We start from the raw sequence: 23,360 nt of genomic DNA, 5'->3' as shown, positions 1-23,360 counted from the left end.
GGTGCGGGGCCTTTCTACTACAAGGCTGAATCAGGCCGCCGGAACGACGTCGACGAACTGCTTCTTGCCTTCGCCGCGGTTGGCGAACTTCACGTGGCCATCGACCAGCGCGAAGAGGGTGTGGTCCTTGCCCATGCCCACGTTCACGCCTGCGTGCGTGCGGGTGCCGCGTTGGCGAACGATGATGCCGCCAGCGTTGATGGCTTGGCCGCCGTACACCTTCACGCCCAGGCGCTTCGACTCGGAATCGCGGCCGTTCCGTGTGGAACCGCCGCCTTTTTTCTGTGCCATGACTAAACTCCTATCCGGTTACGTAGACGACGCAGCCTTAGGCCACGATCGAGTCGATACGCAACTCGGTGTAATTTTGACGATGCCCCTGGTGCTTTTGGTAGTGCTTACGACGGCGCATCTTGAAGATTTTCACCTTGTCGTGACGACCGTGGGAGATGACGGTGGCTTTGACGGCAGCCCCGCTCACCAGTGGCGCGCCAACCTTGAGTTGGTCGCCGGCGCCCACTGCGAGCACCTGGTCAAGCGTGATTTCTGCGCCAACGTCCGCCGGTATCTGTTCTACTTTCAGTTTTTCGCCAGCAGCAACCTTGTATTGCTTACCGCCGGTTTTTACGACCGCGTACATTGTCGGACCTCTTTAAAGAACTAAAACGTGACTCTCGCGCCACTCGCCACCTACCTGCGCAGGCAGCGGACACAGAGAACTCGCAATAATACAAGAAAAACCCAAGCAAATCAAAGACTAATGCCCCATGCGCGCGTCGGGCCCGCACAACAGCCTGCGACGCCACTTCGCTGCGGCCGACGCCCCGGGCAAACCCCGTGCTTGCTCTATAATCTCGCGGTTTTTGCGCCGCATCGATCGCGCGCATGCCAACCATTCGCCACCGCATTCCGCTGGAACCTGCCTTGACCCAGACCTCCGCCTCCGTCCTGCTCGCCCCCGTCGCTGAAGACATGCGCGCCGTCGATGCCGTGATCCGACGCCGTCTCGGCTCGGAGGTGGTACTGATCAACCAGATCGGCGAATACATCATCAGCGCCGGCGGTAAGCGCCTGCGTCCGGTGATCCTGCTGCTTGTGGCGAACGCGCTGGGCTACAAGGGCGAGTACCACCACGAGCTGGCTGCCGTGGTCGAGTTCATCCACACCGCCACGCTGCTGCACGACGACGTGGTGGATGAATCCGACCTGCGCCGTGGCCGCAAAACCGCCAATGCCGTGTTCGGCAACGCTGCGAGCGTGCTGGTAGGCGATTTCCTGTATTCACGCGCTTTCCAGATGATGGTGCAGGCCGATAGCATGCGCATCATGCAGATCCTGGCCGACGCCACGAACGTCATCTCGGAGGGCGAGGTTCTGCAACTGCTGAACATGCACGACCCCGAGGTAACGGAAGAGCGCTACCTGCAGGTGATCCGCTACAAGACCGCCAAACTGTTCGAGGCTGCTGCGCAGATCGGCGCCGTACTCTCGGGCGCGGACGCAGCCACCGAAGAGGCCGCCGCCGAATACGGCCGCCGCATCGGCACCGCATTCCAGATCGTCGACGACCTGCTTGACTACACCGCCACGGCCGACCAGATGGGCAAGAACGCCGGCGACGACCTGCGCGAAGGCAAGCCGACGCTGCCGCTCATTTATCTGCTGTCGAACGGCACGGAAGAACAGCGCGCGCTGGTGCGCCAGGCGATCGAGCAAGGCGGCACCGAACATTTCGACGCGATCTTCGCGGCCATTCAGGCATCAGGGGCGCTGGAATACACGCGCCAGGCCGCAGAGCGCGAAGCCGCTGCCGCCGAAACCGCGGCAAACGCATTACCCCCTTCCCTTTTCCGCCAGACGCTGATAGACTTGTGTGCTTTCTCGCTGCAACGTCAGTCTTGACGCAACAATGAGATTTCGGGGTGTAGCTTAGCCTGGTAGAGCGCTACGTTCGGGACGTAGAGGCCGGAGGTTCGAATCCTCTCACCCCGACCAGATACCATCGCCCGGAATGCCGCGACAGTCCTCCAAAAGGAAGACAGTCAAGGCGTTCCGGGCGATTTCATTTTAAGGTCGAGGCAATCCGCTGTGTTAATCGAGCACGATTCACACATGCCAATCTCACTGCCTATCCGCGTGTAAGTTCGGTGTGCAGCATCGTCAGCACGACGGGGCCGGATACTCCCACTGGTTAGTGAACGAATTGAAATTCGGCTGCACGGTAACGTGTATCTTGCAGCCGTTCTGATAGGTAAGGATGCAATCGCCATTGGCGCAACGCGATTGGCAGACCACGCGCGTAGAGTGCGGGCGACAACTCTCATTGACCACGACCTTTTCGGGGCTCTTCTTACGGAATCCCGCAAAATCCTCCCAATTTGTAATGCCTTCAGATTGACAGCTTTTATAGGTGCTCGCGCATCGATCGTACGCAGCATCGACGGCCTCTTGCAGGTCTGCATACCCTGTCGTCCAGGCACAACCACCATCTCCGCACGTCGCAGCGCCGTATCCTGGCCCTTTGCCTCTCGTCACCACCACGCATTTCTTCGCCAAGTTCGGATAACCACTCCGCCGGGCGGATTCTTGGCACCCCTCCAGCGCGCGATGATCCGCCGCCTTTTGTGTATCAAAATCGTAGGCGCTGTGAAAAGTCTCTTTCGCTTGTCCGTCAACCATTGCAATGGCCGAGTAAGCGAAGCTTTCTCCTGAAAGAAACGCTAGAACGATTGAACACACAGCCAAGTGGATCAACTTTGTCATATCAATGGGCCTTCGCTCGCAGCGTGTAGTCACCGGTATTGATTGCCACACCATTATTCTTCGGCTTCATATCCGAACCGAGCTCGTCACCTGTATTGGCATCAAAGCGGCCGCGCTCATATTTGGCGGCGCAGTCTCGATAAGCAGGGGCATCGCCCTTGCACAGAACCTGCGTGAGTAGATAAGCAGCGTCGTCGTTCGTTTTGGCGACCACGAGATCACCGGTCGTCCCCAACATGAATGACCCAAAGGTGGATGCAAAGTCGCCATCAAACCTGCGGGGAACCAGCGCGGGGTGGCGAGAGTTCATCACACCCGGAATTGAGAACGTCTCTACAGTTGTCCAGCCGCGCACTTGCGCCACGAAGTCATCCTCGGAAAGTGCCGGTGGCTTTCCTGGATGCCACATCTCAGCACCCTTGAGATAGCCCTTTTTGTAACCCTTGCGCAGCGTTTCCTCGTCTGCCTCTCTCAGCGGCCCGAGGGTCCCGACCATGATGACCCCAGGCTTGATATCACCGTCAAGCGCGCCCTCCGCAGCCGCTTTAGCCGCATGCGTTTTCGCGCTGCTTTCCAGTTGTGTACGAACTTGGTCAGCCCGCTCCTGGCTGGGCGCCCCTCCCGTTCCAACACGCACACCATCGCGAGTCACGGCACAACCTGTCAACGCCGACTGAATTCTGACCCGCCTTCCGGCGAATCGCCGAAGTAAATCTGACCCACCCGGGTCCTGTGTCACGCGGCTGCTTTCGCGCTTGCCCGCGTGGGTGTTTGCCCTGCCTTGCGCTTGTCCTTGAGCCGGTAGCTCTCGCCGCTGATTTGCACGATGTGTGCGTGATGCAAGAGCCTGTCGAGCATGGCTGCCGTCAGCGTTTGGTCGTCGGCGAAGGCCGTGGCCCACTGCGTGAACGGCAGGTTGCTCGTCAACACGATGGCGCCACGCTCATAGCGCTTGGCGACGACGTTGAAGAACAGGTCAGCCTCTTCACGGCCGAACGGCAGGTAGCCGATTTCGTCGATGACGAGCAACCTCGGCCCGATGACTGCGCGGTTGAAGAACTCCCGCAAGCGGTTCTGTTGGCGCGCCGTCGCCAGTTGCATCATCAGGTCAGCGGCCGTGATGAAGCGCGTCTTGATGCCAGCCTGCGTCGCGCGGTAGGCCAGCGCACTGGCGATGTGCGTCTTGCCGACGCCAGACGGTCCAAGCAGCACGACGTTCTCGGCCCGCTCGATGAACGCGAGGCTGGCCAGCTCCTGTATCTGTGCACGCGGAGCGCCGCTGGCGAAACCGAAGTCGTATTGCTCCAGCGTCTTGATGTTTGGCAGCGAGGCGAGCTTCGTGAGCGTCTGGCGCTTGCGCTCTTCGCGCGCACCGAGTTCGGCCTGCAGCAGTTGCTCCAGGAAGTCGGCCAGGCTCGCGTCAGTCGTCGCAGCGTGCTGCGCGAGTGCTCCCCAATCGCTGGCGATGCGGTCGAGCTTCAGTTGCGCGCAGAGTCCGTCAATCCGTTCATGCTGCAGATTCATGCGGCAGCCTCCAGCAACGCGTCGTACACGGCCAGCGGATGCTGCAGGCTCTCGCGTGGCAGCACACGGTGCAGCTTCGAGACCACGGGCATGGGCATCGACGTTGGCGCGGGCAAGGGCAGCAGCGCTGCCTGCTCCGCTGGCAGCCTCGCGGCCGGCCGCTCATGCGTGGTGGCGTGCACGCGCACGTTGGCGACTTCCGCAAGCCACCGGCCAATGCGTGCATTGGCGGCGTCGACGTCCAGCTTCAGCCCCGCCTGTTTGAGCGTGGCCGCCAGCGGCACCACGAAACTCTCCTTCAGATAGCGGTTGAAGCGCTCGACCTTGCCCTTGGTCTTGGCCCGATAGGGTTGGCACACCTTCGGCGTGAAGCCGTAGGTCTCAGCCAGAGCGAGCAACTGCATGTTCCATCGATGCTCGCCAACGCCAAACGCATCACGTTCAACAACCACGGACTTCGCGTTATCGAACAGCACCTGCTAGGGCGTGCCACCGAAATAGATGAACGCTTCGCACAGGCATTCGCACAACGTCGTGGCGTCCTCGCCGGCGGTGAAGCGCACGAAACTCGCCCGGCTGTATCCCAGCGTCGCCACCAGCGCCAGCAGCGGCGCGCGGCCACGCCGGATGACGGTGAAGTCGGCTTGCATCTGCTTGCCAGGAGGGGTCTCGAAGCGCACCACCGGCTCGGCTGCCACACGCTTATGCGGCGCCAGGAATGCCTTGAGCTGGCTGATGCCACCTTCGTAGCCGGCCTCCTGCAGTTCCCGCAGCAGCACCGTTGCCGGAATCCAGTGTGGCCGAGCGGCGGCGACACGCTCGAGCAGATAGCCCTTGAACGGCTCGAGCTTGGTTGGGCGTGGCTGGCGCTCCTTGTAACGGCCGGCCTGCCCGTCGCGCAGATAGCGCCGCACCGTATTGCGCGATAGACCCGTTTGCCGCGCTATCTCCCGTACCGCCGTACCCCGTCTTGCCAATACCTTGATTTCCACTGCTTGCTCCTGAGTCAGCATCGGCGGCAAAAGCCGCCATCCTCTCCCAGGTGGGTCAGGTTTACTTCGGCGGGTGGGTCAGTTTTACATCGGCGCTAACAACAACCAGCAAATGCGCTCGATACCGCCAGCACCACAATGGCAATCTTGTTCATCCTTTCCTCTATCGAGTAACTTGTCGCAGATAAATTCTCGCGATTCTTTTAATAGACAATTCTGGCAAGCGGGATATTCGTAGACACCACCTTAAGCGAAGCCCATCCCCGATAGGTTACGGAAATTTATGCAGTTACCTAATCCCTGCTGAAGCGGGGTTTCCATCATCGATCGCACTCGATAGGTCACACGCCAACAAATTCATTATCGATTCATAAAATCGATCAAAAGGAAGCCCTTGCAACACGGAACTGCGCCAGAGTCGACCGAAGTGGTTCTAACAGTTCTACAAAACAGGCTACCCGGACATTGGAGCCGCGATTAACGGCAGACGATCGCGGCTCTAGACCCCACTCACGTTGGGTCTACGCTTGCCTCCTCAGTCAATAGAATCTGATTGCGGACGCACGACGAAATAATCTGACGGGGCCCATATAACGCCTCGTTCGGGATTAGATTCAATATCTCGCCATTCGCTTTTATCGAACGCTGATTTTTAATGGCGATCGATCGCAATACCATGCAGCACACAGGCATCAAGACGGAATTGAAGATCGCGCAGCGCCGAGCACCGCTACACCCTCTGGCGATGAGCGCGAAGACCGCTCGCCATTGAAACCATCGGCCAGCAGATCGACAGCGGTACAGATGCCATCCAAGCAAAGCATTGCCAGCAAGAAACTCTTAACCCACCAAAACGACACAATAAGATGAAGAACCCTGCTCGTATCGCCGTTACCGTCGCGCTTTTGGCAAGCGTCGGCGCGACATCTCTGCTTGCTGGATGTGCTGCCACACAAGTGGCGATTGCCAAGCACGATTTAGACGTTCAGACGAAGATGTCGGACACAATCTTCCTGGATCCGACTGCTGAGGCCAAACGCACGGTTTTTGTCCAAGTCCGCAATACGTCCGATCGACCCGATTTTGATATCGCGGGCGACGTCACCAGCGCGATCACAGCGAAAGGCTACCGGGTCGTAAACGATCCAGACACTGCCCAGTTCATCCTGCAAGCCAACGTCCTGCAGGTTGGGCGCGTCGCACCCTCGGCAGCCCAGGGCGCGTTCGGCAGCTATGGCTCGGCCCTCTCCACCGGCTTGATGAGCGCAGGGGCGGTCGCTGCCGTCGGCGGCAACGGCCGAGGCGTGCTTGGCGCCGGTATTCTTGCGGGTCTCGCTGACACAATCGCAAGTGCGGCCGTTAAAGACGTGTACTTCACCGCAGTGACCGACGTTCAAATCAAGGAACGGCAACACGCTGGCGTCAGCAGCCACGAGAGCAGCCAACACCAAATCCGTCAGGGGAGAAGCGGCGGTACAACCGTAACCTACAAGGAAGAGACGAATTTTCGTACTTATCAGACCCGCGTCATGAGCGTGGCCAACAAGGTCAATCTCGAGTTTACCGAGGCCGCACCGCCGCTGCGTAGCGGGCTGGTTCGCGTTATCTCCGGTGTGTTCTGACTGACGCCTTATTCACTATCTGCGATGTGCACCCCTCACCCCTTGTAGACCATCGTGTCGGCAAGGGGTGTAACTCGTGGGTGCGACGTGCAAAGTATCAGCGTGGGTAGTAGGCATGGCCCTATTTCTGGGAGTTGTGATGATGGCGAACCATCTCACCCGCAACGAGCAGGTCGCTGCTATCGCGCCGAGGGGAACCGTTGCCCAGGAGCCGGGACAGCAAACGCCGCCGCCCCCAAAACGATGTCTGCCACACCGTAAGCACTGCCAGCCCGCGCGATAGTCTTATTGCCAGCAGCACACTCAACCAACGTGCGGTCTCAAAGTGCGGCAAACCGATCCGTTTGCCGCACCTTCGCGCCACAGCACCAGTCGGTATCCGCCGTACCCGCCCGCCCTACAAGTGGCACACCCCGTCGATATAGGCCTTGCGCCAGCGCGTGATATTCACGCGCTCAAACAGCTCAGCCAGGGTGTATGGATCCTGGGCAATGAACTGCTCCGCCTCGGCGCGCGTGGCGACGTCCACAATGTAGACGCCGCCGCCAGCGTTGCTGCCGTCGTCGTTGAGCTTGGCACCACAGGCAAGTAACACCTTTCGGTGCTGCTCCAAGAAAGCCAGATGCCTGTCGCGCACGGCCAGCCGGAGCTCTGCAGTACCGGGCTTATCAAATGTCTCGATGAAGAACGCCATGTTGCCTCGCCTAGTTGGCTACCAGCGCGGAAGGATGCTGGGCCAGCGGAGTTACGCGGATCGCCATAAACGGAAACAGCGGCAAGGCACTCAGTAGCGCATGCAATGCGTCGTTCGACTCCACATCGAACACACTGTAGTTGGCGTACTCCCCAGCAACGCGCCAGAGATGCCGCCACTGGCCCTCTCGCTGCAGTTGCTGCGAGAACGCTTTCTCCTGGGCTTTGAGGGCCTCTGCTCGTTCGGGGGCCACGTCAGTCGGAATATTCACCTGCATGTGGACGAGATAAAGCATCAGCGGGTCTCCATCTTCAGATCAGTTCCATACCAGCACGGCGACCGTGTACACGATGCCGATCCAGAACATCATGATGACCGTGTAGCCCATGATGTCCTTGAGCTTGAGCTTGGATAGCGCCAAGGCGGGCAGCAGCCAGAAGGGTTGCACGAGGTCATTCCAGGCATTGCCGAGCATCACTGCCATGGCGGTGTGCGGGACTGATGCTCCGATAGCCTTTGCTGCATCGACCATGAAGGGGCCCTGGATAACCCAGTGCCCGCCGGCCGAGGGCGCGAAGAAGTTGATGACAAACGAACTGACGAGCCCCCAGAAAGGCAGCGATTCGGCGCTGGCGATCTTCACGAATCCGTGCGAAAAGGTTTCCACCAGGCCTGACGAAGCCATTACGGCCATGATGCCCGCGTAGAAGGGGTACTGCAGGATGATGCCGCCAATCGTGCGAATGCCCTCGTTCAGTTTTTCCACGTAGCGGATCGGCGTACCAAGCAACAGGATCCCAAGGAACAGGATGATGAAGTTGATCAGGTTCAGATCCATCGATCCGCCGGCCCGGAAGTGCAGCACGACATAGGCAATGCCGATGATGCCGATCAGCCCGCTAAGCACGCGGCTGTGGTTGAGGCGGTTTGCGAGCGTGTTGCCCTCGTCGATGTCGAGCGCGACGGCGGCGGCGGCCTGCCCCTCGGCATCGCGCGCAATTTCCTTGACGGGCTGGCCGGGTTTCGGGTGCAGCCATGCATTGAGCAACGGCAGGGTGATCAGCACCACCAGGCTGGTCACCAACATCACCGGAGAGAAGATGGTCTGCGACAGCGGAACTACGCCCATCTGCGCTTCCAGCGGGTGGCCCTTGGTGGAGATCAGCACCGGGATACTGGCCGACAACCCGAGCCCATACAGCGTGAACCCGCTATAGGCCGACGCGATGATCAGCGGATAGTGCACGCCCCGCACGCGCAGTGCGAGCTTGCGCGCGACGATGCCGCCGATCACCAAGCCGAACCCCCAGTTCAGGTAACTGCCGATACCGCCGACGAGGGTGGCGACAATCACCGCGGCGCGCGGGTTGTCGACACGCGCCACGACGCGGTCGAGCAGGCGTTCGGTGAGCGGGGCGGTGGCCAGCACGTAACCCATGGCCAGGATCACGGCCATCTGCGTGGTGAATGCCAACAGCGACCAAAATCCCTTACCCCAGCCCAATACCAGCGCAGTGACGGCCTGGCCCTGAACCAGCACCGCCAGCACCATGGTCAGCAGCGTCAGGCCGAGTGCAAAAACGAACGGATCCGGCAAATACTTGCGCATCAGTTCAGTGAAGAATGCAGTGAGTTTCTGCATAACGTTTCCTCCAGTCGTTGTTGTTATGGGGTGCGCAATGTCAGACGCCTGCAACACCCACGGTCATGCCGCCGCAGACGTACAAGACCTGGCCTGTCACGAAGCCACTGCGCGCATCAAGCAAGTAGGCCGCAGCGTGTGCCACATCGTCTGGCATCCCGATGCGCTTGACCGGTATAGCGTCGACGATGGCCTGAGTGCGCGGAGCATCCGGCGGGTTGGCTCGGTCGAACAGTTCGGTACGAATCGGTCCCGGGCCGATAGCGTTGGCGGTAATACCCAGACGCCCCAGCTCGAGTGCCCACACCCGCGTCATGCCCAGCAGCGCGGCCTTGGTAGCCGCATAAGCGGTGCGCAGTTCCTTGCCCAGTGCCGCGCGCGATGACATGTTCACGATGCGTCCGAAACCCGCTGCGCGCATGCCGGGCAGCAGCGCCTGCATGCACTGCTGCGCACAGCGCACGTTCAGCGCCCAGGCACGCTCGAGCTCTTCCAGCGTCTGGTGCTCGGCGTCGGCTGGCATCACCACGCCAACGTTATTCACCAGCCGTGTGATAGGCCCGCCTTCCAGCGCCTGCGACAGGGCGAGCGCGGTCTGCCGCACGTCGCTCAGATCAGCGATCAGACCGTCGCCTGTCCGGTCGATCACGACCACCTCGTAGCCTTCGTCGAGACAGCGGCGCGCGCAAGCGGCCCCAATGCCGGCGGCGCCGCCGGTAATCAAAACACGTTCTTTGGGCATCACTACGGGAGCAAATGGAAAGACATCAGCGGGTATCAAACGGTGGCCACGGGCGTGACCGGAGAACCCATCGCGCCGGGCAAGCGCAGCGGTGGAGCGGTGAGCATGAAGCGCGAGCGGCCGTGTGCGCGCAGCCATTCGGCCAGTTCGCGCAAGTACCACAGCTCGCCCAACGGCAGGCCCAGCTTGAACAGGCAGTGGTGGTGCAGCGGCAGCAACGGGTGCGGGCCCGGCGTATCCGGTTTGCGCGCCGGGTAGCGCTCCACCGCGTAGTTGTCGGCCGCAAGCGCAGCGATGCCCGAATCGGTCAACCATTGCAGCAGGCGTTCGTCGCGGCCGTCGAGCGCGCTGCATTGGCTGTTGAGCACTGCTTCGTCGGGCTGGCGGTTCATCTCCAGCACCAATTCAGCAAACCCCGTGCGCAAAAGCAGGATGTCTCCGTTCTCAATCTCGACACAGTCGGCCTCAATCACGCGCATCAGATCGTCGTAACCGATAGTGCGGTACTCGCGCCCATGGTGTGCCACCAGATCGATCAGCACGCCGCGCCCCTGCACTCCCTTGACTGCCAGATTCTCGATGCCCAGTGCTTGCGCGCGGCTGTTCTCGCAGCCGCACGGATGGGGCGTGAACTGGGCGTCCTCGGCATATTCCATCGGGCCGAGAATGTCAGCATGCGCACGGTAGCCGTTGTAATAGACGCTTTCTGGTATGCCGTCTGCGTTGGCATCGAAGCGCGCGCCCACGTGTGCGAGCGCATCCCACTGCGTTGAGTATTGCAGTGACAGCAGCACCTGATCGTCACTGACCACGTCCGTTGCGCCCTGCGCGAGTCGGCCGAATGGAAAGTTCACGTAAGGCAAGCCGTCGCGCACGGTCGGGCGCAGGACTGGAGGATGGCGACGCACATTGAGCTTGTTCTCGCCGGGGTAATCGAGCGGCAGCGACAGCGCGAAGCTCAGTCCCTCACGGATCTCACGCGCGCCAGCCAACACCTGCTGCGGGCCGATCAGGTTGAGCCGGCCAAGCTGATCATCTTCGCCAAAATCACCCCAGTTGGAGCCTTCCGGCCGTTGCTTCCAACGCATCCACTTTCTCCAAGTCGAGAGGCGCAATGCCCCTGTGGCAGCCGTCTGTTCAGCCGCCCGCGAGCAGCGACGGTGGAATCTGTCCGTAGGCGTCGAGCAGTGCCTTGACGGCGCTCTCTTCATGACGGAGCAGGCGCGCCTTCGGCCCACCGATGACGAGCGCGAACGGCTCTCCGTGGATCAGGAAGCCACGCGCGAGGCCGGCTACGTCCTCCACGTTCTCACCCGTGGAGCGGTGCCAGCCGCGCTCCAGCCCCTGCTCCACCTCCTTCTCCAGCATGGCCCGCTCGATGGTGGAGCCATCGGTGGCGGGTGGCAGGGGTTCGCAACTGTCGAGCAGCTTGCGGCGGGCATCGGCCCCGAGCGTGCCCAGCAGCGCCTTGCCGGCCGCGCTGGCATGCACATACATGAAGCCGCCCGGCTCGTCGCTGTAGCGGATCTTCTGGCGCGACTCCACGACGTCCAGATAGACGACGCGATTACCGGCCAGGGATGCCAGCGCGGCGGTCTCACCGGTGGCGTCGCGCAGCGCGCCGAGCAGCGGCTGGAAAGCCAGCGTCAGCGGATCTGCGCTGCAGATGTCGCGCGCCACGTGGAGCAGCCGCTGCGTGGGGTAGTACCCCGCCTTGACGCCCGGTGCGTACAGATAACCCTTGGCGACCATCGTGCGCAGCAACGCATGGCAGCTTGAGAGGGGGATCTCGGTTCGGCGCGCGATCTCGCTGTAGATCATCGGTTGGCGGACTTCCGCAAACAGGTTGATCACGTCGAACACGCGGGTAGCAGTTTTCACATCCATGAGAACATTATCGGCATGCCGATAAATGGGTGACAAGGGGTCTAGGGTAAATCCGGAGGCTCACTGAGGCGCGAAAAGCGACACCACCTCGGGCACCATCGGCGCCCGCGCCGGCGCAGAAGCAACAAACCCCTCTGTTATAGTGGGCACTTCGCCGCCCTTCCTCTCCCGCCTTGGACTCTTGGCCGCTCTGGGCACAAATCGGCGCCGTTGCGCTGCTGCTGTGCTGCTCCGCCTTCTTCTCGATTTCTGAAACCGCGATGATGGCGCTCAACCGCCATCGCCTGCGCCATCTTGCCAAGTCCAACGTCTCGGGCGCGCGCAATACGCAGCAACTGCTCGGCCAGACCGACAAACTGCTCTCGCTTATCCTGATCGGCAACAACCTGATCAACACCGCCGTGCCGGTGCTGATCACTACCCTGGCGATCCACTACTTCGGCAACAACGGCACCACGCTGTCCATTGCCACGGCCATTGTCGCGTTTCTCATCATCGTGTTTGCCGAGATCGCCCCGAAGATCGTGGGTGCGACTTACCCTGAACGCGTGGCGTTTCCGGCCAGCTTCATCATCGGGCCGTTGTTGAAGATCTCGACGCCGCTGGTGGCGGTGGTCAACGCCTTTGCCATGGGCGTGCTGCGGCTGGTGCGCATCAACACGCGCAAGGCGCCTGAGCAACGGATGTCCACCGAGGAGCTGCGCACGCTGGTGCTGGAGTCCGGCAACTTCATCCCGCATAAACACCGCAGCATCCTGCTCAATCTGTTCGACCTCGACGCCATCACCGTGGACGATGTGATGACGCCGCGCGCGCGGGTGGAATCGCTCGATCTGTCGCGTCCGATCGAAGAGGTCATCCAGCAGTTGGAGACCTGCTATCACAACAAGCTGCCTGTATTCGAGCTGGACAGCGACCAGGTGATCGGCATTTTGCACGTGCGCAAAGCGTTGTCGCTGCTGGGGCACACCGAACTCACGCACGACGATTTCCGCAACCTGCTGGCCGAACCGTATTTCGTGCCGAGCGGCACCCCCGTCTTCCGCCAACTACAGTATTTCCAGGAGAACCGCCGCCGCATCGGCCTGATCGTCAATGAATACGGCGACATGCTGGGGCTGGTGACGCTCGAAGACATCATCGAAGAGATGATCGGCGAATTCACCACCACGCTGCCCCATGCCGGCAAGCAGGCCTGGAACAAGGAAGGCACTTATCTTGCGGATGCGGGGATGTCGCTGCGCGATCTGAACCGGCGCCTGGGCCTGAGTCTGCCAACCGACGGCCCGAAAACGCTCAACGGGCTCGTACTGGAAGTGTTGGAAGAGATTCCCGAAGCGACGGTCAGCGTGAAGATTGCAGGATGCGTGCTCGATATTGTGCAGATGGACAGCCAATCGATCCGTACGGTGCGGCTGCATCAGCCGAGACAGGCCAAGCGCAGTTGAGGCCACACTCAAGGTCGAGGGCTTCAGTTGAGGCGGTTTTCTGCCGATGTGGCACAAATGCAAGCTGCGCGTTGCTGGATTCCGATGTGCGCTTTACAAATGCAGGGACGGTCGGCAAACTGCCCCGGTTCCGGGCACCACCCCCCACGAATGGGTGGGGTACCGGCTGCAAAACATAAAACAACTCGCCTCGGGGGGCGGGCGCACGCTGGAGGCGGTGGGGCCAGGCGCGCGCTGAAATGGTCAGTCAGACGGACACATGACACTCGGACTCGCTCTAGCGCAGAGCCGGCGGATCGCGCCGACGTTACTCACCCAGCTCGAACAGAGCGCGCGTGAAAAACGCACGCAGCTGATCGACGAATTGGTGGGCAGCGGGATCATGAGTGCGCACGATCTGGCCGTGTTCGTGGCCGGCAAATACCAGATGCCGCTGCTGGACCTGGCCCAGTACAAGCTCGACACCGTGCCGGCCGTGCTGTCGGCCAACAAGCATTTCGCCCAGTTACGCCTGCTGCCACTGGGCCGCCGCGACAACCGCTTGATCCTCGCCACGTCCGACCCGAGCGACCCGAAGCCGATCGACGAGCTGCGTCAGAAAATGAACGTGGCGATCGAAACGGTCATCGTCGAGCACGACAAGCTGGTACGCCAACTGAGCCTCGCCAACGAGGCGCCGGCCGAGATCAAGTCGCTCTTCCCCAAGCAGGAGGCGGCGCAAATCGAGTACGACGCAGGCGCCGCCGCCGCCGCGCGCCGTACCACCGCCGACGGCATCGACGATGCCCCCGTGGTGCGCTTCCTGCAGAAGCTCTTTACCGAAGCCCTGCTGCGCGGCGCGTCGGACTTGCATTTCGAGCCATTTGAAACGTTTTACCGCGTGCGCTTTCGCATCGACGGCATCCTGGCGCAGGTCGCGCAACCACCGCTGGATATCCGCGACAAGATCGCCACCCGCATCAAGGTGCTCTCGCGCCTGGACATCTCGGAAAAGCGCGTGCCGCAGGACGGCCGCATGAAGCTGCTCATCACCGTCCCGAAAGACCGGAAAGACAAAGACAACAAAGAGACGATCGAGCGCGCCATCGACTTCCGGGTGTCGACGCTGCCGACGCTGTTCGGCGAGAAGATCGTGATCCGGATTCTGGAGTCGTCCACCGAGCGGCTCGACATCGATCAGCTCGGCTACGAGCCCGAGCAAAAGCAGTTGCTGCTCGACGTGATCAAACGGCCATACGGCATGGTGCTGGTGACCGGCCCGACCGGTTCGGGCAAAACGGTGTCGCTGTACACCTTCCTGAACAAGCTGAACCAGGGCGATATCAATATTTCCACGGCCGAAGACCCGGCGGAAATCCAGTTGCCCGGCATCAACCAGGTCAACGTGAACGACAAGGCAGGGCTGACTTTCGCCGCGGCGCTCAAGTCATTCCTGCGGCAGGATCCGGACATCATCATGGTGGGTGAAATCCGGGATCTGGAAACGGCGGACATTTCCATCAAGGCCGCGCAGACCGGCCACCTGGTGTTCTCCACGCTGCACACCAACGATGCGCCGACCACGTTGACACGCCTGATGAACATGGGCGTGGCGCCGTTCAACATCGCGTCGTCGGTGCTGATGATTACGGCGCAGCGTCTGGCGCGCCGGTTGTGCAAGGAATGCAAGAAGCCGGGCCCGCTGCCCAAGGAAACCCTGCTTGACGCAGGCTTCACCGAGGCCGATCTCGACGGCTCGTGGCAGCCGTATCACCCGGTCGGCTGCGAGACCTGCAACGGCAGCGGCTACAAGGGCCGGGCTGGTATTTACCAGGTCATGCCAATCACTGAGGCGATCCAGGAAATCATCCTCACGCACGGCACGGCGCTGCAGATTGCCGAGCAAGCGCGCAAAGACGGCGTGTTGTCACTGCGCGAGTCGGGCTTGCGGAAAGTGAAGCAGGGGCTGACTTCCCTTGAGGAAGTTCTGGCCACAACGAACCAATAACCTTCTCGATCAATCGTTCCCATACCGGGGGGTAGGAACCAACCATGGCCACACGAGCACCTGCCGCAAACCGCGCGGCCGCCGCGCCGGCGCGTAAGACCGCCAGCCAGAAGGCACCCACGCAGTACATCTTCGAGTGGGAAGGCAAGGACCGCAAAGGCAAGATCTTCAAGGGCGAGATGCGCGCCGAGAGCATCACCGAGGTGAATGCCATTCTGCGCAAGCAAGGCCTGTCGATCACCAAGTCCAAGCGCCGCCGTGCCGCCCGCGGCAAGAAGATCACGCAAAAGGACGTGGCGTACTTCACGCGCCAGCTCTCGACCATGTTGAAGGCCGGCGTGCCGCTGCTGCAGTCGATCGACATCATCGCGAAAGGCCACGCCAACCCGAACTTCACGCAACTGCTGACAGAAATCCGAGTCGACATCGAGTCGGGCAGCAGCATGGCGGCCGCGTTCCGTCGCCAGCCGAAATACTTCGACACGCTGTACTGCAACCTGATCGACGCCGGCGAACAGGGCGGTATTCTCGATGCGCTGCTCGAGCGCCTGTCGCTTTACATGGAGAAGTCGATCGCGCTGAAGGCGCAGATCAAGTCGGCCATGATCTACCCGATCTCGGTGCTGACGGTGGCCTTTCTAGTGACGGTGGTGCTGATGATTTTCGTGGTGCCGTCGTTCAAGAGCGTGTTCTCCAGCTTTGGCGCCACGCTCCCGGCCCCGACGCTGGTCGTGATGAGCATCTCCGATTTTTTTGTACAGTGGTGGTACATCATCGTCTTCGCCCCCATCATTGGCATCACGCTCTTCATCCGGGCGTTCAAGCGTTCGGAGAACGTGCAACGCTCTACGCACCGATGGATCCTGCGGATGCCGATCTTCGGCAGCATCATCCGCAAGGCAACCATCGCCCGCTGGACGCGCACGCTGGCCACCATGTTTGCGGCCGGCACGCCGCTGGTGGAATCGATGGAATCGGTGGCGGGTGCGGCCGGCAACTGGGTCTATCACGATGCCACTCTGGATATCCAGCAATCCGTGCGCATCGGTACCAGCCTGACCAATGCCATGCAGGCCACTCACGTGTTCGACAACATGGTCCTGCAGATGACGCAGATCGGTGAAGAATCCGGTGCCTTGGACAACATGCTGCTGAAGGTGGCCGAGTTCTATGAGCAGGAGGTCGATGACGCCGTGGCCAACATCTCGACGCTGATCGAGCCCCTCATCATCGTGATTCTTGGCGTGCTGATTGGTGGCATGGTGGTGGCGATGTATCTGCCAATCTTCAAGCTGGGTCAGGTGGTCTGATGCCCGAGTTGTTCGTCATTCCCACGCTGGCGCAGCTGCCAGCGTGGTTTGTCATTGCGATAGGCGGACTGGTTGGCCTGCTCGTCGGCAGCTTCCTCAACGTGGTGATTCACCGCCTGCCGCGCATGATCGAGCGCGAGGAAGCCAACTACATCGCCGAGCTGCGCGAAGAACCGCTGCCCCACCCCGACGCATACAACCTGGTCGTGCCGCGCTCGGCGTGCCCGTCGTGCGGCCATCAGATCAAAGCGATCGAAAATATCCCCGTGTTGAGCTGGCTTGCGCTGCGCGGCCGGTGCAGTGCCTGCAAAACGTCGATCTCGTGGCGCTACCCGGCGGTGGAACTGGTGACGGGCCTGTTGACTGCGGCTTGCCTGTGGCACTTCGGCCCGACGTGGGTAGCCGTGGCCTCGGCAGTGCTGCTGTGGTTCCTGATCGCAGGCACGATGATCGACGCCGATACGCAACTGCTGCCCGACGCCATCACCCAGCCGCTACTGTGGCTCGGGCTGGGCGTAAACTTGTTCGGCATGTTCACGCACTTGCACGACGCGGTGATCGGCGCGATGGCGGGCTACCTCTTCCTGTGGTCGATCTACTGGGCCTACAAGCTGCTGCGCGGCCGCGAAGGTATGGGCTACGGCGACTTCAAGCTGATGGCCGCGCTCGGCGCATGGTTCGGCTGGCAAGCACTGCCGTTGCTGGTGCTGCTGTCGTCGGTGGTCGGGCTGGTGTTCGGGCTCGTGCGCATTGCACGCGGCGCGAAGAGTGAATCGCCGTTTTCGTTCGGGCCGTTTATTGCCGGCGCCGGCGTCATCGCGCTGCTGGCTGGTCCACAGTTGATCATGATGACGGGGCTTGGCCCCCTGCTTGCGCCGTAAAGGCGTTGCCAGCATGCGCGTAATCGGTCTGACCGGCGGCATCGGCAGCGGCAAAAGCTACGTGGCGGACCGACTCGCCGAGCGCGGTGCCGCAATTGTCGACACCGATGCCATCGCCCACGAAATCACCGCGCCGGGCGGCGCCGCCATCCCCAGGCTGGTCGAAACCTTCGGCGCCGGCATCCTGCGTGCCGATGGCGCCATGGATCGCGATGCCATGCGCGCCCTTGCTTTCTCCGATGCCACTGCCAAAACGCGGCTGGAGCAAATCACGCATCCGCTCATTCGCGAGATCGCGCTGTCGCGCGGCGCCGCCGCGCAGGCGTCGGGCGCGCATCCGTATCTCGTCTACGTCGTCCCCCTGTTGGTGGAATCCCTCGCCGGGCATCAGAGCTGGCGCAAGCTGGTTGACCGCATCCTGGTAATCGACTGCCCGGTTCAGACGCAGATCGCCCGCGTGATGGCTCGCAACGGCCTGCCACGCGCACAAGTGGAAGCCATCATCGCGCGCCAAGCTTCACGCGAAGCCCGGCTGGCCGCCGCTGACGACGTCATCGACAACAGTGGCACGCTAGCCGACCTCCTGCCGCAGATCGACCGTCTGGACCCAACCTACCGGTCGAACTGAAACGGCCTGAAAGCGATCGCCACAGCCCTTTGCATTGTGATGAACGAGGGTCTCGCATAGAATGCGGGCAGATGTGCGACACGATGCTCGTGTCCGAATGACCCACGTTACGGGTTGGACCGTGTAAACGTCATGGGAGGTTGGTCTCCTTGTCGGCGTTTCTCGGACCCATCTCGCAGCGGATGCAACGCTGCCAATTGGCCGTATGGACCCAAGCCATACAAATGAAGACGGAGGCCGGACTTTTGTCCAGGCATCCGCATTGCAATAACCCAATCACCATTGGGTTCCGCCACGTTAGCGGCTTCATCTCCGCTAACCAAGCGGGATGAATGTTTGCAATTCCTGGCCCGCGGGCCAGGAGTCGCCATGGAAGCACGAGCGCCAGCTCTGTGCGTTATTGTTCAATCGGTTCAATCCCACACGGGACCACCGATAGTGAACCTGTCATACGACTGACAGTAGCCTAGGGAGACATGCGCCACTGGTAACGGTGGGGTCTGAAGCTCTCCTGACAATGTAGCCCCCGCAAGGGTGTCATCCCGCCGCGAGGCGGAACGACAGAGACTCTGAGCAGCAACGGGGTCAAGGAGCTAGGCTGGCTGGTATCTGGGCAATGTAAGTGAACTACTGATAAACACCGTCAGCATTAAGGTGCCAAAGCTGCTGTTAGGCATTAACCAAAATGGTGTGCGGTTGGCTATCCCGGTATCTGCTCGGGGTACGTCGTCAACGAACCGCCGGTGAAGAGGTAGGCCCTAACCCAGTCGTGTAACGCGCAGGGAACGTGGTAAGCCCGTATGGCTGCCCGAGTGCTGTTGGCTCGGGCAGGCGAACCGCAAGGAACGCTGTTGGCTGTGCGGGTATGGGAGGTTGGAGAAAGCGAATGCTGGGCTGTAATGGTCCGGATAGGGGTTGGAACATCACCCCACGCGAAAGCGGGCAGACTTCCAACTGGTCTTTCGTCGCAAGACGGCTGACAGAAACTCGTGAATTGAAATTTCTTCCCTTGAGGGGCAACTCGTCCCTCAGAGGGCATGTTGTCTCTTGCTGTCGGGGAAGGTCCTCAACATAGGAGAGCAGCATGGAAGAATTGATCTGTGAAGATCAATCTGCGCTTTCCGGCGCACCGCAAAGCTGGACGACCATTCAATGGCGTCGAGTCGAGCGAAACGTCCGGGCAATGCAGATTCGAATTGCGAAGGCAACACAGGAAGGGGATTGGCGCCGGGTGAAAGCCCTGCAACGGTCCTTGACCCGCTCGTTCAGCGCGAAAGCGCTGGCAGTAAGACGAGTGACGGAGAACCAAGGCAAGCGAACGGCAGGCGTCGATCGCGAACTGTGGGACTCGCCTGAAGTCCGGTGGAAAGCCATCGGGCGGTTGAAACGCCGAGGGTATCGGCCCCTGCCGTTGCGGCGGGTCTATATCCCCAAGGCCAATGGGAAGGAGCGCCCACTAGGCATTCCGACCATGTTGGATCGAGCCATGCAGGCCCTATACCTGCTGGCGCTGGAACCGGTGTCCGAAGGGACTAGCGATCCGAACTCGTATGGGTTCCGGATCAATCGCTCCACTGCGGATGCCATGTCACAGCTATTCGTCTCCTTGTCCAAAAAGGCTTCGTCCCAATGGGTACTGGAGGCGGATATCAAAGGCTGTTTTGACCATATCAGCCACGACTGGCTGGAGCGCAATGTCCCGATGGACAAAGCAATCTTGCGGAAGTGGCTGAAGGCTGGCGTGGTATTTCAGGGCCAGTTTCAGGCGACCGAGGCTGGAACGCCGCAGGGAGGCATCATTTCCCCGACATTGGCGAACGTGGCGTTGAATGGTCTGGAAAGCCAACTGCTCGCGCATCTACAGGCGAAGCTGGGGGTGGTCAAGGCCAAGAAGCTGAAAGTGAATGTGGTGCGATATGCGGATGATTTCGTGATCACCGGTAGTACGCCGGAAGTCCTGGAAAGCGAGATCAAACCGTGGGTGGAGCAGTTCCTCGCTGTACGAGGGCTGTCCCTTTCCATGGAGAAAACGCGGATCGTCAACATCGCGGAAGGCTTCGACTTCCTCGGGTGGAATTTCCGGAAGTACTCGGGAAAACTGCTCATCAAGCCGAGCAGGAAGAATGTGCAAACGTTCTACCGCAAGGTCAAGGAGGTCATCAGTGCCAACAAAACGGTGAAGCAGGAGGATCTAATCCGATTGCTGAACCCGATGCTACGGGGTTGGGCGCGATATCACAGCCCCGTGGTAGCCAAGGCGACGTTCAACCGTCTAGAGCACGATATTTTCTGGGCTCTGCGGCAATGGGCCAAGCGCCGCCACCCAAACAAATCCGCTGAATGGGTACGGAAGAAGTATTTCCCCCCGGCGGACGGACGAGGTTGGGTTTTCGGAACCACGGTCGCGGACAGCGACAGCAAGCGGTGGATGGAGTTGTACTCGCTCGCGAGGACACCCATCGAACGCCACAAGAAGATCAAGGGAGATTACAACCCCTTCGATCCAGCGCAGGAAATGTATGGCGAGTCCTTGCGTCAGGGGCGACTGCTGCAAAGCATGTCGCACCGGAAGCAGTGGATCAGGCTGTATGTCGACCAGCGGGGCTTGTGTGCGCTGTGTCAGTGCAAGATGACCAAGGAAACGGGATGGCATGACCACCATATCGAGTACCGTGTACACGGTGGCTCGGACGCCCTAGGAAATCGCGTGCTGCTGCACCCGAACTGCCATGCCCAAGTGCATGCCAGCGGTATCAATGTTGTGAAACCGGCCCTATAATCGGGGCTTTGTAACGGCTTGAGCCGTATGCGGGGAAACTCGCACGTACGGTTCTTAGGGGGGGATGGGTCAGTGATGACCTGTCCCTACCCTCCCGCAGCCCAAAAGGGCTTCGCGCCAGTCGAATGCCATCCAAACGGGCACCCAAGTTTTGATCCTGTACGAATATCCCTTCAACGAACGCATTCGGACGCTGCTGCGCCTCGAAGACCTGTTCGAGCGGCTGGATTTTTTTCTCGTGCAGGAGCACCCTCTGCAGCACCATGTGGCGCTGACCACGCTGTTTGAGGTGGTCGACGTAGCCGGCCGCGCCGACCTCAAATCCGACCTGCTCAAAGAACTCGATCGCCAGCGCCAAACGCTCAACGCGCTGCGCGCCAATCCGCAGATCGACCAGGACGCGCTCGACGCCGTCATCAGCGAGCTGGAAACGGCTTCGGGCAACCTCACCGCTACGCACGGCAAGGCTGGTCAGCTCATCGCCGATAACGAGTGGCTGACGAGCATCCGCAGCCGCGCCATCATCCCCGGTGGTACGTGTGAGTTTGATCTGCCGGCATATTTTGCGTGGCAGCATCACCCGGCCGAGCGCCGCCGCGCCGACATCATTAAATGGGCTCAGCCCCTGGTGCCGCTGCGCGACGCCACGATGATCGTGCTGCGTCTGTTGCGCGAATCAGGCCAGAGTGGCAAGGTGATTGCTAATGCTGGTGGCTATCAGCAAATGCTGTCGGGCCGCGTGTACCAGCTGATGCAGGTGCGCCTCGATGAATCGGCGCTGGGGTTCATTCCCGAGATCAGCGCCAACAAGTACATGCTCTGGGTGCGCTTCACCCAGCAGGATGGCGACCTGCGACCCAAGCCAGTCGACGCGGATATCCCGTTCCAGCTGAAGCTCTGTAACTTTTGAGCCGCGCCATGAATGTGAAGACCGTCAAATGCCCAAGCTGCGGCAAACCGGTGCCTTGGGTGCCCGAGAGCCGCTATCGCCCCTTCTGCTCCGAGCGCTGCAAGCAGATCGACCTCGGCGCCTGGGCCGCCGAGCAGTACACCATCCCCGTGGTCGAGGAAGACGACCTGCCCGACGCACCCGGCAGCGATACGAGCGGCAAGCTCAACTAGCCGTCGCTTCTTCGCGCATCCATTCGAAGACCGGCAGTGTCGCGGGCAGCACCGGATCGACGTTGATCGGCAGCGTCTGCCAGGCGAAATCCTGGCCCTCCAGCGCGCGCAGCGTGCCTTCCCACGCCGTAACTTTGCAAAAATGCAGCCGCACATAGGCGTGCGGATAATCGTGCTCGATGGTGCGCCAAGGCACGCACGTGCGCAGCGTCACATCCAGCTCTTCCTTCAGCTCGCGCATGAGCGCCGCCTCCACCGATTCGCCAGCTTCCAGCTTGCCGCCGGGGAATTCCCAGTAGCCCGCGTACGGCTTGCCTTCGGGGCGCTGCGCTAATAGAAACCGGCCGTCCGGCTGCACCAGGACACCCACGGCCACCTCGGTGATCTTGCGGCCGTCGGGCGTGTGCGTTGGCGGCACTTGCGTCAGGTTGTCAGTCGACATGCTGCCGCCCATGCTTGCCGCCCCAATCGCGGGCGAACTGCCATGCCACCCGTCCCGAGCGAGAGCCGCGCTCCAGCGCCCACACCAGCGCGTCGCCACGTGCGGCAGCGATGTCCTCGTCGCTGCAACCGAAATGCCTCAGCCAGTGGCCGACGATGGTCAGGTATTCATCCTGCTTGGGCGGGTAGAACGACAGCCACAGCCCGAAGCGCTCCGACAACGAGATCTTCTCTTCCACCACCTCGCCCGGATGGATTTCGCCATCAGGCATGTGCTGGTAGGTCTCGTTGTCCTTCATGTACTCCGGCAGCAGATGGCGCCGGTTGGACGTGGCGTAGATCAGCACGTTGTCCGACTGCGTCGCCACCGAGCCGTCCAGCGCAGATTTCAGCGCCTTGTAGCCCGATTCGCCCTCTTCGAATGAGAGGTCATCGCAGAAAATCGCGAAGCGCTCCGGGCGTGCGGAAAGCCGTTCAACGATGTCACCCAGATCAGCCAGATCGTCTTTATCGACTTCGACCAAGCGCAGGCCGTCCTTCACGAATTCGTTCAGGCACGCCTTGATGAGCGATGACTTGCCCGTGCCACGCGCGCCCGTCAGCAGCACGTTATTGGCCGGCAACTGGCGCACGAACTGGCGCGTATTGGCGACGATGGCGTCTTTCTGCCGCTCAATATTGTGCAGATCGCTCAGATGGATCGGCGGCAGTTGCCGGATCGGCGCCAGATAGCCGATGTTGCCGAACAGGCTCTGGCGCTTGCGCCAGCGGAAGGCAACGGCCTCTTTCCAATCGGATTCGGTCAGTTCAGGGGGCAGCCACTGCTCGAGCCGCCCCAGAAAGCGATCGAGCCGTGCGGAGAGATCGGACGAATTGGACGAATTGGACGACATGGGCG

Annotated in this window: 23 protein-coding genes, 1 tRNA gene and 1 pseudogene; 11 read left to right on the top strand and 14 right to left on the bottom strand. The window is 61.1% G+C overall.

Going from position 1 to position 23,360, the window contains the following annotated elements:
* Positions 1 to 30: 30 nt before the first annotated feature.
* The gene (rpmA, locus tag PSUB009319_RS19645) at positions 31 to 291 is read right to left on the bottom strand and encodes a 50S ribosomal protein L27 (RefSeq protein ID WP_004633021.1); all 261 of its coding nucleotides are present in this window, start codon (positions 289 to 291) and stop codon (positions 31 to 33) included.
* A 37-nt stretch (positions 292 to 328) separates the two neighbouring features.
* Entirely contained in the window at positions 329 to 640 is a 312-nt protein-coding gene (rplU, locus tag PSUB009319_RS19640; RefSeq protein ID WP_011002728.1) for a 50S ribosomal protein L21, read from the bottom strand.
* A gap of 332 nt (positions 641 to 972) precedes the next feature.
* On the opposite strand from rplU, the gene ispB reads away from it, so the two are divergent.
* Both ispB and PSUB009319_RS19630 read left to right on the top strand, forming a co-directional pair.
* Positions 973 to 1,902: an octaprenyl diphosphate synthase gene (gene ispB, locus PSUB009319_RS19635; protein WP_124383893.1), complete on the top strand. Its 930-nt coding sequence runs from the start codon at positions 973 to 975 to the stop codon at positions 1,900 to 1,902.
* A gap of 16 nt (positions 1,903 to 1,918) precedes the next feature.
* A tRNA-Pro gene (locus tag PSUB009319_RS19630) sits at positions 1,919 to 1,995 on the top strand.
* A 165-nt stretch (positions 1,996 to 2,160) separates the two neighbouring features.
* Here PSUB009319_RS19630 and PSUB009319_RS19625 read toward each other — a convergent pair.
* From PSUB009319_RS19625 to istA, 4 genes and pseudogenes are all read right to left on the bottom strand, one after another.
* A complete protein-coding gene (locus PSUB009319_RS19625; RefSeq protein WP_124383871.1) occupies positions 2,161 to 2,763 on the bottom strand; it encodes a hypothetical protein in 603 nt (200 codons plus the stop codon).
* Between the two features lies 1 nt (position 2,764).
* Positions 2,765 to 3,400 (bottom strand): hypothetical protein, encoded by a 636-nt coding sequence (locus PSUB009319_RS19620; RefSeq protein ID WP_185453507.1) that lies wholly within the window; start codon positions 3,398 to 3,400, stop codon positions 2,765 to 2,767.
* A gap of 98 nt (positions 3,401 to 3,498) precedes the next feature.
* Positions 3,499 to 4,287, bottom strand: a complete 789-nt coding sequence (istB, locus tag PSUB009319_RS19615) for an IS21-like element ISRso19 family helper ATPase IstB (RefSeq protein ID WP_119889913.1) — start codon at positions 4,285 to 4,287, stop codon at positions 3,499 to 3,501.
* Positions 4,284 to 5,300, bottom strand: a pseudogene (gene istA / locus PSUB009319_RS19610) (IS21 family transposase). Before istA ends, istB begins: the two are co-directional and overlap by 4 nt.
* A gap of 845 nt (positions 5,301 to 6,145) precedes the next feature.
* Between istA and PSUB009319_RS19600 the strand changes: the two are divergent.
* Positions 6,146 to 6,901 carry a complement resistance protein TraT gene (locus PSUB009319_RS19600; RefSeq protein WP_124383869.1) on the top strand — a complete coding sequence of 252 codons (756 nt, stop codon included), beginning with the start codon at positions 6,146 to 6,148 and terminating at the stop codon, positions 6,899 to 6,901.
* Positions 6,902 to 7,298: 397 nt separating this feature from the next.
* Here the strand turns inward: PSUB009319_RS19600 and PSUB009319_RS19595 are convergent, their stop codons facing one another.
* The 6 genes from PSUB009319_RS19595 to PSUB009319_RS19570 are packed head-to-tail and all read right to left on the bottom strand — an operon-like array spanning position 7,299 to position 11,866.
* Positions 7,299 to 7,595, bottom strand: a complete 297-nt coding sequence (locus PSUB009319_RS19595) for a YciI family protein (protein WP_124383868.1) — start codon at positions 7,593 to 7,595, stop codon at positions 7,299 to 7,301.
* A gap of 10 nt (positions 7,596 to 7,605) precedes the next feature.
* Positions 7,606 to 7,890: a muconolactone Delta-isomerase gene (gene catC, locus PSUB009319_RS19590; RefSeq protein WP_124383867.1), complete on the bottom strand. Its 285-nt coding sequence runs from the start codon at positions 7,888 to 7,890 to the stop codon at positions 7,606 to 7,608.
* A 21-nt stretch (positions 7,891 to 7,911) separates the two neighbouring features.
* Positions 7,912 to 9,237, bottom strand: a complete 1,326-nt coding sequence (locus tag PSUB009319_RS19585) for a short-chain fatty acid transporter (protein ID WP_124383866.1) — start codon at positions 9,235 to 9,237, stop codon at positions 7,912 to 7,914.
* Between the two features lie 40 nt (positions 9,238 to 9,277).
* The gene (locus PSUB009319_RS19580) at positions 9,278 to 9,979 is read right to left on the bottom strand and encodes an SDR family oxidoreductase (RefSeq protein ID WP_124383865.1); all 702 of its coding nucleotides are present in this window, start codon (positions 9,977 to 9,979) and stop codon (positions 9,278 to 9,280) included.
* Positions 9,980 to 10,014: 35 nt separating this feature from the next.
* On the bottom strand, positions 10,015 to 11,067 hold the full coding sequence (locus tag PSUB009319_RS19575; protein WP_124383864.1) for a cyclase family protein: 1,053 nt from the start codon (positions 11,065 to 11,067) through the stop codon (positions 10,015 to 10,017).
* Positions 11,068 to 11,116: 49 nt separating this feature from the next.
* On the bottom strand, positions 11,117 to 11,866 hold the full coding sequence (locus PSUB009319_RS19570; RefSeq protein WP_124383863.1) for an IclR family transcriptional regulator: 750 nt from the start codon (positions 11,864 to 11,866) through the stop codon (positions 11,117 to 11,119).
* 173 nt (positions 11,867 to 12,039) lie between these two features.
* Between PSUB009319_RS19570 and PSUB009319_RS19565 the strand changes: the two genes are divergently transcribed.
* The 8 genes from PSUB009319_RS19565 (at position 12,040) to PSUB009319_RS19525 (ending at position 22,021) form a co-directional block, all read left to right on the top strand.
* On the top strand, positions 12,040 to 13,314 hold the full coding sequence (locus tag PSUB009319_RS19565) for an HlyC/CorC family transporter (protein WP_124383862.1): 1,275 nt from the start codon (positions 12,040 to 12,042) through the stop codon (positions 13,312 to 13,314).
* A gap of 259 nt (positions 13,315 to 13,573) precedes the next feature.
* Positions 13,574 to 15,301, top strand: coding sequence for a type IV-A pilus assembly ATPase PilB (gene pilB / locus PSUB009319_RS19560; protein ID WP_124383861.1), 1,728 nt, complete (start codon positions 13,574 to 13,576; stop codon positions 15,299 to 15,301).
* A gap of 44 nt (positions 15,302 to 15,345) precedes the next feature.
* Positions 15,346 to 16,611 carry a type II secretion system F family protein gene (locus PSUB009319_RS19555; protein WP_124383860.1) on the top strand — a complete coding sequence of 422 codons (1,266 nt, stop codon included), beginning with the start codon at positions 15,346 to 15,348 and terminating at the stop codon, positions 16,609 to 16,611.
* Positions 16,611 to 17,492, top strand: coding sequence for an A24 family peptidase (locus PSUB009319_RS19550; protein WP_124383859.1), 882 nt, complete (start codon positions 16,611 to 16,613; stop codon positions 17,490 to 17,492). Before PSUB009319_RS19555 ends, PSUB009319_RS19550 begins: the two co-directional genes overlap by 1 nt.
* A 13-nt stretch (positions 17,493 to 17,505) precedes the next feature.
* The gene (coaE, locus tag PSUB009319_RS19545) at positions 17,506 to 18,120 is read left to right on the top strand and encodes a dephospho-CoA kinase (protein ID WP_124383858.1); all 615 of its coding nucleotides are present in this window, start codon (positions 17,506 to 17,508) and stop codon (positions 18,118 to 18,120) included.
* 1,084 nt (positions 18,121 to 19,204) lie between these two features.
* Complete coding sequence (gene ltrA / locus PSUB009319_RS19535) at positions 19,205 to 20,899, top strand: group II intron reverse transcriptase/maturase (protein ID WP_124383856.1); 1,695 nt, start codon at positions 19,205 to 19,207, stop codon at positions 20,897 to 20,899.
* A 151-nt stretch (positions 20,900 to 21,050) separates the two neighbouring features.
* The gene (gene zapD, locus PSUB009319_RS19530; RefSeq protein WP_124383855.1) at positions 21,051 to 21,809 is read left to right on the top strand and encodes a cell division protein ZapD; all 759 of its coding nucleotides are present in this window, start codon (positions 21,051 to 21,053) and stop codon (positions 21,807 to 21,809) included.
* A gap of 8 nt (positions 21,810 to 21,817) precedes the next feature.
* A complete protein-coding gene (locus tag PSUB009319_RS19525; protein ID WP_124383854.1) occupies positions 21,818 to 22,021 on the top strand; it encodes a DNA gyrase inhibitor YacG in 204 nt (67 codons plus the stop codon).
* Here the strand turns inward: PSUB009319_RS19525 and PSUB009319_RS19520 are convergent.
* Both PSUB009319_RS19520 and PSUB009319_RS19515 read right to left on the bottom strand, forming a co-directional pair.
* Positions 22,014 to 22,463: an NUDIX domain-containing protein gene (locus PSUB009319_RS19520; RefSeq protein WP_124383853.1), complete on the bottom strand. Its 450-nt coding sequence runs from the start codon at positions 22,461 to 22,463 to the stop codon at positions 22,014 to 22,016. The genes PSUB009319_RS19525 and PSUB009319_RS19520 overlap by 8 nt on opposite strands.
* Entirely contained in the window at positions 22,453 to 23,355 is a 903-nt protein-coding gene (locus PSUB009319_RS19515; RefSeq protein WP_124383852.1) for an ATP-binding protein, read from the bottom strand. Before PSUB009319_RS19515 ends, PSUB009319_RS19520 begins: the two co-directional genes overlap by 11 nt.
* Positions 23,356 to 23,360: the final 5 nt, after the last annotated feature.

The organism is Ralstonia sp. SET104 (assembly GCF_003851545.1).
In the GTDB taxonomy this organism is placed as follows: domain Bacteria; phylum Pseudomonadota; class Gammaproteobacteria; order Burkholderiales; family Burkholderiaceae; genus Ralstonia.
Note: the sequence above shows the minus strand (reverse complement) of the source record. Positions and strands in the feature narration are given on the sequence as shown.